Raw genomic sequence first — 14,435 nt, forward strand, 5'->3', positions numbered from 1 at the left:
GGTTTTAATACCAATCCTTTCGTTTCATATATAGCCAAGTCAATACTCCGGTAGCTATCATGACGGCCCAAGCTATGAAATAACCGTAACGCCAATCCAATTCCGGCATTATCTTGAAGTTCATACCCCATACGCCCACCAAGAATGTCAAAGGGATGAAAAGGGTGGAGACAATCGTCAGCCGTTTCATGATGGCGTTCATCCTAAGATCGTTATTGGATATATAAAGATCGACAAGGGAAGAGGTGATTTCCCGGCAGCTTTCCGTTGTTTGGATAACGAATTGGAGTTGGTCTTGCAGGTCATTATAGATCGGCAGGATATCCGGGGTGATAATCCCGTTCTCTGTTCGTAATAGTTTTGAGAATTGATCTTTCAGCGGTAGGCTATTCTTACGGATAATCATGTACTCATGGCGGTGTTGTTGGATTAGGGAACCCATATTACCCTGATCGTTCTTAGGATCGAGCAAAGTCTCTTCTATATCCTCTAGTATCTCTTCTACCTTTGAGGCGGATTCTACTAAATTCGCTATGATGGTGTTTAGAAGGAAAGCGAGCAGCAATCCACTGCCTTTTTTCCGGATGTTCAGCATGTTGGATAGTAGCGCTTTATGAGCGGCCTCGAATACGGGGTTGTTGCTTTCCGTAAAAGTGATAACCGTATTGTTCGCTACCAGTATACTGATGTGCTCAGACCGCATCTCGTTATTGACATCGTAATAGCAGGAGTTTAATACGATAAGCATTCGTCCTTTGTATTCCTCTACCTTGACCACGTGTTGGGGAGTCAAGATATCCTTAGCGTCCAGATTATGCAGTCCGAAATCTTTTACGATACGGGTAATGGCATCCGCGTTGGTCAATCCGCTAACCTCGAACCAATTGATCTGATCCGGGTCGGATAGTTTGCTGAAAGAGGTGTCGGTTATCCGCACCTCTTTCGTATGCAAAGATTGTTCGTTGTATTGCGTGAGACGGATGCCGGTTGCTGTCTCATGTTCGCCGGCGTAATAATACTTGTCCGATAAATGCCGGTTGGATATATGTCTTCTCCTGTGTGTATATTCATTCCGTCTCATAATAAGGATCTCTTTTTAATCGAATTCAACAACGGTGATGCCGGCGCCTCCGAACTGCACATGCTCGTCTTGAAAACGACGGACACCGGGAACCGTGCGCAGATAATCCCGGATTAGCTGACGTAAGATACCCGTACCGGTTCCATGCAAGATGCGAACCTTGCCTGCCCCGACTTGAATGGCGTCGTCGATAAAATAAGTCACGCTTTGCAATGCCTCATCGCCCCTCATTCCTCTCACATCGATTTCTTGCTTAAAGTTTATCTTCTTCTCATGCATATTGTCAGTGGTCTGGGAGCTGACGAACGTGCTTTTCTGGATTTCCCGTTTGATCTGGCCTTTGCTTACCTTTTCCAACTGCTCCAGCTTAACCGTGCTTTTGATCATCCCGAATGCTACTACGGCCTGCTTTCCTTGTAGTTCCATAACGGTTCCGGCGGAAACCTGCCCTTTAAGGCGTACATTGTCGCCGACCTCTATCACCTCTTTATTAAATATCGGCTGGGCCGTCACTTTTTGTTTCTGTTTCTTCCGTTCGTTCCGTTCCTTGAGCTTCGCCATCTTGCGTGCGATCTTATCGTCTTCTTCTTCGGTCGCCATGACGGAGTTCTTGAACTCTTCCAAGGCTTTGCGGGCCAGTTTGGTCTGTTCTTTTTCCGCTTGGGCCTCCTTGATCTCACGGACGGTATTCTCGATCTTGGCGTTAGCCTCCGCTAGAATACGTTGGGCCTCGGCCTTTGCCTCCCGGATGATCTCTTTCCGTTGCTTGTTTACGGCTTCCAAGTCTTGTTCATAACGGGAAGTGACATCTTCCAGTTTTTTCTCCTGCTGACGGATATTCTGCCGTTTGCTTTCCCAGTACCGTTTATCGCGTACGATATCTTGCAGGTATTTGTCCATATTGATATAATCCGCTCCGACGTTCGCGGAAGCGTCGGCTATCACGTCCTCGGGCAGACCGATCTTGCGTGCGATCTCTACGGCAAAAGAGCTACCCGGATTTCCGATAGAAAGCTTGAACAAGGGCTGCATCAAATGGCGGTCGTACAACATGGCACCGTTTACGATACCTTCCGTATCCTCGGCGAAATGCTTCAAATTCTGGTAGTGGGTCGTGATTACCCCAAAGCTATGATTCCGGTTGAAGCGATCCAATAAAGCCTCGGCGATAGCGCCGCCAATCTGGGGTTCCGTACCGCTACCGAACTCATCGATTAGGATAATGGTCCGCTCGTTACAATTCTTCACGAAATACTTCATGTTGGTAAGGTGGGAACTGTAGGTACTCAAATCGTTCTCGATGCTTTGCTCATCGCCTATATCGATGAATATATGCTCGAAGATCCCGGTTCTTGATCGCTCATGCAAAGGAATCAATAAACCACATTGCAACATGTATTGAAGTAATCCGACCGTTTTCAGGCAAACGGATTTACCACCGGCGTTCGGACCGGATATGATCAAGATCCGTTTTCCCTCGGTCAGCTCGATATCGAGGGGAACTACCTGCTTGCCCTGTTTCTGTAAAGACAGGAATAAGAGCGGATGCACGGCACGTACCCAATCCATTTGTCGCTTATCCTCCACGATCGGCTTGATCGCCTTGACTTGCTCCGCGAATAACGCTTTCGCACGAATGAAGTCAATGTCGGCAAGAAACTCGTAAGATTGTAGGATATCCGGAGCTAAAGGACGGATCACGTTCGTGAATTCCGTCAGTATCTTAATGATTTCCCGGCGTTCTTCCCCTTCCAGTTCCCGGATGCGGTTATTCGCTTCCACGACCACCTCCGGCTCTATAAAGACCGTCTTGCCACTGGCGGACTCATCATGTACGATACCTTTTATCTTTCGTTTGAAGGCCGGGGCTACCGGGATCATCAAACGACCGTCGCGCATGGTCGGTGTCACGTCCTTATCGACAACCCCGTCCGATTGTGCCGCACGGAGGATGGATTGCAGGCTGCGGGAAATACCGCTCATCGTGATCGTCATTTCCCTGCGGATTTGCGATAGGGTGGAGGAAGCACTGTCCTTGACCTTGCCGAATTTATCGAGGATGCTATCGATCTTTCCAATCAATTGGGGGAAGACAAAGATATCTCCCGCCAATTCAGTCAAGGCCGGATACTTGATTTCCTCATCGTCCATGGGCTTGAAGAAGCGTACGATGTCATTGATCGTTTGCAAGGAACGTTTGAGGTCGAACAACTCCCGTTCATCCAGCCAAGTACCTTCCGGCCGAATCCGTTTCAAGGAATAGCGCACGTCGAAGAAATAACTGGCGGGGAATTCTGTGTCTCCGTGTAGGATACGGATAAACTCATCGGTTTGTTCCAATCGCTTGGATACGACCTCGAAATCGGCGGAGAATCCCATCTCCGCTACCCGCTCTTCCCCGAGCGGGCTTAAACATTTTTCTGTGATTAAGTGACGGATCTTATCAAAGCCCGTCTTTTGTTCAAAATTTTGTGGATATATCACGTGTTTGTAAAATCTTTATTTGATCTCTACCGTCACTTCAGAGCGAATGGTAGGACGGATAATTACTTCTAATTTTGTCTTGCCACGCTTTATATTAAATGTACAGGCGTTGTTGCCGGACGGATTAATATAAGGGGCGAAATAGTATAAATAAGAGAACGCCGGCAAGTAATCGGAGCTTTGCGACGCATCCGCTATTTGGGGATATTTGAATACGTCCCAAAACATGCAATATTTGAAACCGTTCGCGTCCGTAAACATCGTCTTCGGATCACGATATTGCATCGTGTTCGTGATAAAGCGTTTGTAGGCGGATGAGAACTCCTCTGCCGAATGATCCATCTTATGGCGGCCGATCTTTTCTATAATGTCACGAGGACGGATGCCTGCCGCATAAGCGGGAGAGTTACGATCTACGTCAACCACTTGATCCAATTTGTCGATATCGTAGCTGATCCCCGTATAATTATAGGTCTTCTTGCTCACCTTGAACGGTACGTTACGTCCGTATTTCGTGTATGGGTATTGCATACACATCAACGGGACATGCACCCGGGCGTATTCGTCTAAACGATAAGAGTCTTCCAGCAACTCGTTCGCCTCACATTCCCAGAGTACACGTCCGGGGATATCTTTTTGATCGATGATACGGATACCGAATTGCAACAGATATTCGGCTTCCGCTTCGGCGGCGGCGTAATTCAAGAACGGGAATTTCTCCATCTTACTGTGCGAGAAGTTGTACCGGTAAGTCGGTTCTTTTTCTACCAATACTTTATTCGCTCCCAGATAGTTCGGGTTCTTATCGAAGAAATAGAAAGTCTGTATCAATAAATCCGGCTTTGCGATATCAACCGTAAGTCCTTTTTTGGTCAACTCGTTCTCGATGCATTCGTTGATGACCGTTTCCAGTTTACGGTTATTCTCGTCGATGGTCGAGAAGGCGAATGTCTTGAAGTTACCGAAATCTACGCCGTCGGATGTGACGGTAGTCTTGAACGGGCATACGAATTCTTGCTCATTGGTTGTCTCCAAGCTATACATCGCATAGGCGGACGCCAGCTGGTCTTCCGTGATGGCGTTACTTTTCTTGCAGTCCTTCTTTACCAATACTTGTTTAGAAGGAGAGGAAAGGTTGCTGATAGTCAATAGGACATCGTTTCTTCCGGCGGGATTCAGCAGTTGAGGGATCTCGTCGACAGATACCTCCGTCACGGGTACCCCGTTGATCTCCTCGATCACGTCATATTTCTTAATACCTGCTTGCTCGGCGGATGAATAAGGGATGATACTTTTAATGACCGGCTTGTTGTTTCCCCAGTTCTTGCTCTGGCTGATATCGTATGTGAAGCCTAGTCGGCAGATGGATGTATTCCTGTTTTGGGCGGAAACCGTACAGACCGCCAATACTAATAGCAACGTTGATAAAATCACACTTCTCATCATATTCTGGAATTTTATTTACTCTAAAAATACCTGTTTCGTTTAAAACATAGGCAAAGGTAAAGATATTTTTGATGTGGTGGAATAGTTGGCAATATATTTGCTGCTATAATAGTGTATGAACTTGATATGGATGCTGTGTATATACTTTTTAAGGGTATTTATGTGGTACCGTATTTCGCTTACAATTAGTTAGTAATGAAAAAAATCAGATAGATTATGAGCAAGATGAATCCAAACGAGAAAAAAGAAAACGCTTCAAAAAACGAAAACGTGAATAATGAGGAAGCGACAAATTTGCAGGAAGAACAGTCAAATGCGGCAGATGAAACTGCCGGCTCTGACAATGTGTCGGGCGAGGTGGAAGCCTTGCAAAAGAAATATAACGAATTGAACGATTCCCACCTGCGCTTGATGGCAGAGTTTGACAATTACCGTAAACGTACGATGCGTGAGAAGGCCGATTTGATCAAGACTGGCGGCGAGGGTGCGTTAAAGAACCTTCTTCCTATTATCGACGATTTCGAGCGTGCCTTGCAGAACGTCCGTGCGGCGGAGGATGTAGAGGCCGTTAAAGAAGGCGTGGACTTGATTTTCGGTAAGTTCATGGGCTATCTGTCTCAGCAGGGCGTGAAGCCGATCGAGGCCATAGGCAAGCCGTTCGATACGGAGGAGTTTGAGGCTATCGCTACGATTCCCGCTCCGGAACCGGACATGAAGGGCAAGGTATTGGATTGCGTACAAACTGGATATACCTTATTTGACAAGGTAATACGTCACGCTAAAGTAGTAGTGGGAGAATAATCGGAAAATCGGCAAATAACAAATACAAGGATGGCTAAAAGGGATTACTATGAAGTGCTGGGCGTTGAGAAGAATGCTTCGGCGGATGAGATAAAGAAAGCGTACCGCAAGAAGGCGATACAATTCCACCCGGATAAGAACCCGGGCGATAAGCAAGCGGAGGAGAACTTTAAGGAGGCGGCTGAGGCATACGACGTGTTGAGCGATCCGCAAAAGCGTCAGCGTTATGATCAATTCGGTCATGCGGGTGTCGGCGGGGCTTCACAAGGTGGCGGCTTCGGTGGTGGTATGTCCATGGAGGATATTTTCTCACAGTTCGGCGACATCTTTGGTGGACATTTTGGCGGTTTTGGTGGCTTCGGTGGTTTCGGCGGTTCTCGTGGAGGACGCCGTGTGAACCGTGGATCGGACTTGCGTGTGAAGGTGAAGCTGAACCTGAAAGAGATCGCTAACGGCGTGGAAAAGAAGATCAAGGTGAAGAAGTATGTGCCTTGTTCGCATTGTCACGGTAGCGGGGCGGAAGGCTCGGAGGGTGTGAAGACGTGTGATACGTGTAAAGGTAGCGGTGTCGTTACCCGTATCGCCAACACGATCCTAGGGCAGATGCAGACGCAGACGACTTGCCCTACTTGTGGTGGCGAGGGCAAGATCGTTGTCAAGAAATGTACGGAGTGTAATGGTGAGGGCGTCGTTCGCGACGATGAGATTATCACGATCAATATCCCTGCCGGTGTAGCCGAGGGCATGCAACTCTCCATGAATGGTAAAGGCAACGCCGCACGACATGGTGGAATCAACGGTGACTTATTGATCCTTATCGAGGAGGAACCGCATCCGGAGTTGATTCGTGATGAGAACGATCTGTTATACAACCTCCTGCTGAGTGTTCCGCAAGCAGCTTTGGGAGCCACGGTAGAGGTTCCGACCATTGACGGGAAGGCGAAATTGAAGATCGAGCCGGGTACGCAGCCGGGTAAGGTGCTTCGTTTGCGTAATAAAGGACTTCCTTCCATCAATAGTTATGGTACGGGCGATTTGTTGGTGAACGTGAGTGTATATATCCCCGAGACTTTGTCGTCTACGGAGAAAGAGACGCTGAACGGATTGGAGAATTCACCGAACTTCCAGCCTAATAAGACGATGAAAGAGAAAATCTTCAGTAAGTTTAAGCACTTCTTTGATTAACGAATAGAAAAGACTACTGTGTTCGTGTGAGAACACTATAGTATTCGTGGATAAACACAGTAGTGTTTGAAGATGAATACTATAGTGTTTATCACCGGAATACGGTAGTCTTTTTTCATAAGTCCTAAAATGAGTATCCTATGAGAATATATACCCGTGGAGGAGATAAAGGAAAAACCGGCATACATGGCGGTGAGCGTGTCGATAAGGATGACATCCGTATCGAGGCGAATGGGACGTTGGATGAGTTGAACGCCGAGATCGGTATTGTCCGTACGTTGCTGCCTCCCGATCATGAATGGCAGGTGTTGCTGGGTAGGATACAGCGTGAGATGATGGCCGTGATGTCTCATGTGGCGACACCATCGGCGATCCGTGATCAGAATCCGAATCCGCTTCCCGATGATTTGACCGTCTTTTGTGAGTCCCATATCGATGATCTATCCGCCCAGATGGAGGATAACGGGTATTTTATCCTTCCGGGAGGCACACCTGTTTCGGCGCACCTCCAATTGGCCCGTACGATCACCCGCAGGGCCGAACGCCGCTTGTGGACATTGAATCGGAAAGACCCGGTTCCTGCCGGGATCATGGCGTTCGTGAATCGTTTATCGGATCTGTTCTTTACGATGGCACGTTATGACATGTTTCGTCAAGGGAACGCCGAGGAGCGTTGGCAATCCTTTCTGTATAAGCGGAAAAATAAATCCTAGAGGGCGATATCTTGCCATTTGCCTTTCACGAGCTCACGGGTGGACTTGAAGCCGGCTTGCTTTAGCAACTCAAAAACCTCCTTGCGACCGTCGTTCACCAAATCCGGATAATGGCAATCGGAGTTCACCATGACAGGGATATTCATTTCCCGCATCCGTGATAGGTATTCCACACGGGGGTAAAGCTCTTTTTTCTTGGTCCAGTTCTTGGTGTTGACCTCTACCATCAATCCTTTCTCCTGAACCAGATCCAGACAAGCCTCAAAAGGCTTCCGATACCAATCCTCCTCAAAATTGAAGATCTCGTACTTCTGTCCGTTCATATAGATCTTATCCATATGCCCGACGATATCGATGCCTCCGGCCTCTATCATTTTCATCGTGGTATCGAAGAAACGCTTGACAAGCAACCGGACATCTCCCTCGAAATGACGCTCCACGGAGTGGGCGTATTCCCTGAATGAGCCGTCTATACAGACCATGTTCTCTTCGACCAGACGCTCTGATACGGGCAAGAAATGGATGGAACCGATCCGGTAGTCCAAGGGCAACTCTTGGAAATAGGGGATCGAGGCGTTATAGGTCTCGTCCAGATAATCAATCTCCAGACCGGCATATATTTCCAGTTGATCGCTGTATTTCTGTTTCAGTCGTTTTATCTCTTGCAGATACTCCGGCATATCGTCTTTAGACATATTCCAGAAAGTCTCGAACGGAAGCGGCGAGTGGGAGGAAAAACCGTACGCACGGAACCCGTGTGTTATGGCGAATCTCACGAAATCCTCCGGAATACTTCTTCCATCACAAAAAGTACAATGACTATGGTAGTTACTGAGTTGCATGATTGTTCTTAGTGATTAAAAAGCCACATCCAGATCATCTTGCCCGGATGTGGCCTTGTATGATGAATGAGAGAGGTGTTATTTGATAACGCCTAGCTCTTTTCCTACCTTGATAAACGCTGCGATAGCCTTGTCCAGATGCTCAGTCTCGTGGCCGGCGGACAATTGTACACGGATACGAGCTTGTCCCTTCGGTACTACCGGGTAATAGAAACCGGTTACGTAAATACCCTCTTCCTGCATCTTGGCGGCGAAATCTTGAGACAACTTAGCGTCGTACAACATAACGGCGCAGATAGCGGATTGAGTCGGCTTGATATCGAAACCGGCTGCCAGCATCTTGTCGCGGAAGTAGCTTACGTTGTTCATTAATTTCGTATGTAAAGCGTCGCTCTCCTTCAACATCTTGAACATCTCCAAGCTTGCGCCTACGATGGCCGGAGCCACGGAGTTGGAGAACAAGTAGGGGCGAGAACGTTGGCGTAACATATCGATAATCTCCTTCTTTCCGGTCGTGAAGCCACCCATGGCACCACCGAACGCCTTACCCAGCGTACCCGTGAAGATATCTACACGTCCGTAAACATCAAACTGCTCGGCTACGCCATGACCCGTCGGGCCTACGACACCGGCAGAGTGAGACTCGTCCACCATAACCAATGCGTCATATTTCTCGGCAAGCTCGCAAATCTTGTCCATCGGAGCGACATTGCCGTCCATGGAGAACACGCCGTCCGTGGCGATGATACGGTGACGTTGGGCCTGCGCCTCTTGTAGGCAACGCTCCAAGTCCGCCATATCGGCGTTAGCGTAGCGATAACGTTTCGCCTTGCATAAACGAACACCGTCGATGATAGAGGCGTGGTTCAAGGCATCCGAGATGATAGCGTCTTCCTCGCCGAACAATGGCTCGAACAAACCACCGTTAGCGTCGAAACATGCGGCGTAAAGGATCGTGTCCTCAGTCTTGAAATAGTCGGAGATGGCTGCTTCCAATTGCTTGTGCAAATCCTGCGTTCCACAGATGAAACGAACGGACGACATGCCATAACCGTGTGTATCCATGGCTTCTTTCGCGGCCTTGATCAGTCGTTGGTTATCGGACAGGCCAAGATAGTTGTTGGCGCAGAAGTTTAAAACATCACTTCCGGCATTTACTTTGATGTCGGCTCTCTGCGGCGTAGTAATGATACGCTCGTTCTTGTATAAACCAGCGGCTTTGATGCCTTCAAGTTCATTTGTCAAGAATTCTTTAAGTTTTCCGTACATAAAAACTTCGTTTTTTATTAGTATTTAGATGTGAGTAGTAGCTTCGTTGTCAAAGCGACAGACAAAGGTCTGTTTTTTTTTTGAATTTTAATACTAAAAAAGAGAAGAAATTCATGTCTAAACTGTTTTATTCTCTATACCTTTGCCGACGGAAAAAAACTTAAATCTCATTAAACGCGATGAAGAATGTATTAGTAATTGGTTCTACCGGTCAGATCGGATCAGAGTTAACCATGAAATTAAGAAGTATCTACGGTGGGAACATAGTAGCGGGTTATATCCCGGGTGCGGAACCTAAAGGCGAGTTGTTAGAATCGGGACCTTCCGCTATCGTGGATATCACGAACGAGCAGCAGATCGCTGAGACGGTATCAAAATATAATATTGATACGATCTACAACTTGGCGGCTCTTTTGTCGGCTGTAGCAGAGGCTAAACCTCAGTTGGCGTGGAAGATCGGAATGGGGGGCTTGTTCAATGTGCTTGAGGTGGCCCGTGAGATGCACTGCGCCGTATTTACGCCGAGCTCTATTGGCGTTTTCGGTAACAATACCCCGAAAGACAAGACTCCTCAAGATACGATCCGTAATCCTCGTACGATGTACGGCGTGACGAAGGTATCCGGCGAGTTGTTAAGCGATTATTATAATATCCGTTTCGGCGTGGACACACGTTCGGTTCGTTTCCCCGGATTGATCTCTTACGTAACACCTCCGGGTGGTGGTACGACGGATTACGCTGTCGATATTTACTATTCGGCCGCTAAGGGCGAGAAATTCGTTTGCCCGATCGCAGCCGGTACTTTCATGGATATGATGTACATGCCGGACGGCTTGCGTGCCGCTATCGAGATTATGGAGGCGGATTCTACGAAGTTCGTTCATCGCAACTCTTTCAACATTGCGTCGATGAGTTTCGATCCGGAGATCATCTTTAATAATATCAAGAAATATATGCCTGAATTCCAGATGGAGTATGAGGTAGATCCTTTGCGTCAGGCTATCGCCGAGTCGTGGCCGAACTCCTTGGATGATACTTGCGCCCGCCAAGAGTGGGGCTGGAAGCCGGAGTATGATTTGGATGCCATGACAAAAGACATGTTAGCTAAATTGAAAGAACGTTTCAATAAATAAGAGTGATGTTGTAGCCATGATTGTTTGTGGATAGAGGGGCCGGGGTATCATCGGGGGGGATGATCCCCGGCCTTGTTTTTTAACGCTGCTATTTCAATAAATCCGGCCGGAGGCGTGCCGTACGCTCTTGTGCTTGTTGCAAGCGCCATTCTTCGATCTTGCGCTGGTGCCCGGATAATAGTACCTCGGGTACTTTCCAACCTTTGTAATCGGCGGGACGTGTATAAACAGGCGGGGCCAGTAAGTCATCTTGGAAGGAGTCGGAGAGGGCGCTTTGCTCGTCGCCGATCGCTCCCGGTATCAAGCGTACCACGGCGTCGGTTATGATAGCGGCGGCCAGCTCTCCTCCGGTAAGGACATAGTCTCCTACGGATATCTCTTTCGTTATCAAATGCTCACGGATACGATAGTCGATCCCTTTATAGTGCCCGCAGAGGATAATCATATTATTTAGTAAAGACATGCTGTTGGCCATGGGCTGGTTGAGTGTCTCGCCATCCGGGGAGGTATAGATTACCTCGTCATATTCCCGTTCGCTTTTCAACGCTGAGATCGCCCGGTCTATCGGTTCGATCTGCATCACCATTCCGGCCTCTCCTCCGAACGGATAATCATCCACCCGCCTCCATTTATTAGTGGTGTAATCCCGTAGGTTATGTAAATGAATCTCCGCTAATCCTTTATCTTGCGCCCTCTTGACGATAGAGCAATTAATCATCCCCTCGATCATCTCGGGAAGTACGGTAAGTATATCTATACGCATAAAAAATAGTTGTAACGTTAAAACCTCCCGCAAAGGTACATCTTTATTCTGACTCATCGTAAAGTGAGTCTCTATTATCTATGATTCGCGATAGAAAATTAAGAATGAATGAAACGCATGCGTTGGCGCAGTTAAGAGTTCGTAGAAGTTCATGAGGATATTTTTGTATCGTTTGAATTATTATTCGTACTTTTGTCCGTCAATTCGGCGGCTATCAATAGAGGCCGTCTCTTTAGAGAATAAATTTTATAGCGATGAATATATCTTACAATTGGCTGAAAGAGTATCTTGATTTCGATCTGGAGCCAGAAGAAGTTGCTGCGGCGCTTACCTCTATCGGTTTGGAAACCGGTGGAGTAGAGGAAGTTCAAACCATTAAGGGCGGACTTGAGGGACTGGTTATCGGTGAAGTGTTAACTTGTGAGGAACACCCGAATTCTGACCATTTACATATTACGACCGTAAATGTAGGTGGCGAGGCTCCTTTACAAATCGTATGCGGTGCCCCGAACGTGGCTGCCGGACAGAAAGTGGTCGTAGCCGTGAACGGTACGAAACTGTACGACGGTGACGAATGCTTTACCATCAAGAGATCCAAGATCCGTGGCGTTGAGTCCAACGGTATGATTTGCGCCGAGGACGAGATCGGTATCGGTACCGACCATAACGGTATTATCGTACTTCCCGCCGACGCTGTTGTAGGTACGTTAGCTAAAGATTATTATAATGTAAAGAGCGACTACGTGCTGGAGGTGGATATCACCCCGAACCGTGTAGACGCTACTTCCCATTTCGGTGTCGCCCGTGACTTGGCCGCTTATTTGAAGCAAAACGGCAAGCCCGCCGAATTGAGACGTCCTTCGGTAGACGCTTTCAAGATTGACGACGAGACACCGGGCGTAGAGGTCGTGGTAGAGAATATGGAGGCTTGTCCCCGTTATTCCGGTGTTACGATCAAGGGCGTTACGGTGAAGGAGAGCCCGGAGTGGTTACAAAACCGTTTGCGTGTGATCGGCCTTCGTCCTATCAATAACGTAGTGGATATAACGAACTTTATCCTGCATGAGTTAGGGCAGCCTTTACACTCTTTTGATGCGGGTAAGATCAAAGGAAATAAAGTGATTGTCAAGGCGGCCGAGGCTGGTACGAAATTCGTCACGTTGGATGGCGTGGAGCGTACGTTGACCGATCGTGACTTGATGATTTGTAACGTCGAGGAACCGATGTGTATCGGTGGCGTGTTCGGCGGTTTGGATTCCGGCGTGACGGAGGAGACCACCGACGTATTCTTGGAATCCGCTTGTTTCCATCCGACGTGGATTCGCAAGACCGCCCGTCGTTTTGGCTTGAATACGGACGCTTCTTTCCGCTTCGAGCGTGGTTTGGATCCGAACAATACGATGTATGTATTGAAACGTGCCGCCTTGTTGATACAAGAGTTGGCGGGAGGTAAGATCACGGGTGCTGTACAGGATGTTTATCCTGCCGTGGCGGAACCGTATACGGTTGAGGTGACTTACGAGAAGATCAATACGTTGATCGGTAAGGATATTCCGGTAGAAACCGTGAAAAGTATCTTGGCAAGCCTTGAGATGGAGATCGTATCCGAGACTGCCGAGGGCTTGACTTTGCATGTTCCCGTATATCGTATCGATGTGCAGCGTGATGTAGACGTGATCGAGGATATTCTTCGTATCTACGGATATAATAACGTGGAGTTCAGCGATAACGTGAAGTCCAATTTAAGTTACCAGACTCCTACGGATCGTAGCTGGAAATTGCAGAACTTGATCTCGGAGCAACTTTGCGGTTGTGGTTTCAACGAGATCATGAACAACTCCTTGACACGCTCCGCTTATTATACGGATCTGTCTGTTTATCCGGAAGCACATTGTGTCATGTTGATGAACCCGTTAAGCGCTGATTTAAACTGCATGCGTCAGACCTTGTTGTTCGGCGGCTTGGAGAGCATCGAGTATAACATGAAACGTAAGAAAGGCAATATCCGTTTCTATGAGTTCGGTAATTGCTATGATTATAATATTGATAATAAGAAGGAAGATGAGACCTTGGCGCAGTTCAGTGAGGATTACCGTCTAGGCATCTGGGTAGCCGGCAACCGAGTGGAGAACAACTGGGCGCATCCGGACGAGAAATCTTCCGTTTATGAGTTGAAGGCTTACGTAGAGAATATCTTGGTCCGCTTGGGCGTGGATATGAAACGGGTTATTTTCGGTAACTTGACGAATGATATCTATTCTTCGGGCCTAAGCATCACGACCGGTTCCGGACGTCAATTGGGTACGATGGGTATCGTAAGCAAGAAACTTCGTAAGATGTTGGATATCGATATGGAGGTTTATTACGCTGAGTTGTCGTGGACCCAATTGATGAAGGAGATCAAGAAGGCGAAAGTAACCTTCTCCGAGATTTCCAAGTTCCCGGCCGTTAAACGTGACTTGGCGTTGTTGCTTGATAAGAGCGTACAGTTTAGCGAGGTCGAGAAAATCGCTAAGGATAGCGATCGCAAGCTATTGAAGGAAGTATCTCTGTTTGACGTTTACGAGGGCAAGAATCTTCCGGCGGGCAAGAAGTCGTATGCCGTAAGCTTCTTCATGCAAGATGAGAGCAAGACTTTGAACGATAAGCAGATCGACGCTATCATGAAGAAGATCCAGACGAATCTGGAACAAAAGCTAGGTGCTCAATTGAGATAAG

At 47.7% G+C, this 14,435-nt stretch carries 11 protein-coding genes; 5 read left to right on the forward strand and 6 right to left on the reverse strand.

Features of this window, described 5'->3' with window-relative positions:
• Positions 1 to 4: 4 nt before the first annotated feature.
• From corA to CI959_RS16750, 3 genes are read right to left on the reverse strand one after another with little or no spacing between them, the layout of a single operon-like run.
• Entirely contained in the window at positions 5 to 1,081 is a 1,077-nt protein-coding gene (gene corA / locus CI959_RS16740) for a magnesium/cobalt transporter CorA (RefSeq protein WP_008772072.1), read from the reverse strand.
• Between the two features lie 15 nt (positions 1,082 to 1,096).
• Positions 1,097 to 3,565 carry an endonuclease MutS2 gene (locus CI959_RS16745; RefSeq protein ID WP_008772073.1) on the reverse strand — a complete coding sequence of 823 codons (2,469 nt, stop codon included), beginning with the start codon at positions 3,563 to 3,565 and terminating at the stop codon, positions 1,097 to 1,099.
• Positions 3,566 to 3,580: 15 nt separating this feature from the next.
• On the reverse strand, positions 3,581 to 5,011 hold the full coding sequence (locus CI959_RS16750) for a DUF4136 domain-containing protein (protein ID WP_005856652.1): 1,431 nt from the start codon (positions 5,009 to 5,011) through the stop codon (positions 3,581 to 3,583).
• 216 nt (positions 5,012 to 5,227) lie between these two features.
• On the opposite strand from CI959_RS16750, the gene CI959_RS16755 reads away from it, so the two are divergent.
• From CI959_RS16755 to CI959_RS16765, 3 genes are all read left to right on the forward strand, one after another.
• Positions 5,228 to 5,812 (forward strand): nucleotide exchange factor GrpE, encoded by a 585-nt coding sequence (locus CI959_RS16755; RefSeq protein ID WP_057317297.1) that lies wholly within the window; start codon positions 5,228 to 5,230, stop codon positions 5,810 to 5,812.
• Positions 5,813 to 5,842: 30 nt separating this feature from the next.
• Complete coding sequence (gene dnaJ, locus CI959_RS16760; protein WP_005856657.1) at positions 5,843 to 6,997, forward strand: molecular chaperone DnaJ; 1,155 nt, start codon at positions 5,843 to 5,845, stop codon at positions 6,995 to 6,997.
• A gap of 140 nt (positions 6,998 to 7,137) precedes the next feature.
• Positions 7,138 to 7,710 (forward strand): cob(I)yrinic acid a,c-diamide adenosyltransferase, encoded by a 573-nt coding sequence (locus CI959_RS16765; RefSeq protein WP_005856659.1) that lies wholly within the window; start codon positions 7,138 to 7,140, stop codon positions 7,708 to 7,710.
• On the opposite strand, the gene CI959_RS16770 is transcribed toward CI959_RS16765, so the two are convergent.
• Together CI959_RS16770 and kbl are read right to left on the reverse strand one after the other, a co-directional pair.
• The gene (locus CI959_RS16770; protein WP_057317296.1) at positions 7,707 to 8,552 is read right to left on the reverse strand and encodes a histidinol-phosphatase; all 846 of its coding nucleotides are present in this window, start codon (positions 8,550 to 8,552) and stop codon (positions 7,707 to 7,709) included. The genes CI959_RS16765 and CI959_RS16770 overlap by 4 nt on opposite strands.
• A gap of 78 nt (positions 8,553 to 8,630) precedes the next feature.
• The gene (kbl, locus tag CI959_RS16775; protein ID WP_005856664.1) at positions 8,631 to 9,821 is read right to left on the reverse strand and encodes a glycine C-acetyltransferase; all 1,191 of its coding nucleotides are present in this window, start codon (positions 9,819 to 9,821) and stop codon (positions 8,631 to 8,633) included.
• Positions 9,822 to 10,000: 179 nt separating this feature from the next.
• Here kbl and CI959_RS16780 point away from each other — a divergent pair, with 179 nt between their 5' ends.
• Positions 10,001 to 10,954, forward strand: coding sequence for an NAD-dependent epimerase/dehydratase family protein (locus tag CI959_RS16780; RefSeq protein ID WP_005856666.1), 954 nt, complete (start codon positions 10,001 to 10,003; stop codon positions 10,952 to 10,954).
• 88 nt (positions 10,955 to 11,042) lie between these two features.
• Here the strand turns inward: CI959_RS16780 and trmD are convergent, their stop codons facing one another.
• A complete protein-coding gene (gene trmD, locus CI959_RS16785) occupies positions 11,043 to 11,717 on the reverse strand; it encodes a tRNA (guanosine(37)-N1)-methyltransferase TrmD (RefSeq protein ID WP_008772076.1) in 675 nt (224 codons plus the stop codon).
• Positions 11,718 to 11,971: 254 nt separating this feature from the next.
• Here trmD and pheT point away from each other — a divergent pair, with 254 nt between their 5' ends.
• A complete protein-coding gene (pheT, locus tag CI959_RS16790; protein ID WP_057317295.1) occupies positions 11,972 to 14,434 on the forward strand; it encodes a phenylalanine--tRNA ligase subunit beta in 2,463 nt (820 codons plus the stop codon).
• Position 14,435: the final 1 nt, after the last annotated feature.

Origin of the sequence: Parabacteroides sp. AT13 (assembly GCF_002272965.1) — a bacterium.
In the GTDB taxonomy this organism is placed as follows: Bacteria; Bacteroidota; Bacteroidia; order Bacteroidales; family Tannerellaceae; genus Parabacteroides; species Parabacteroides distasonis.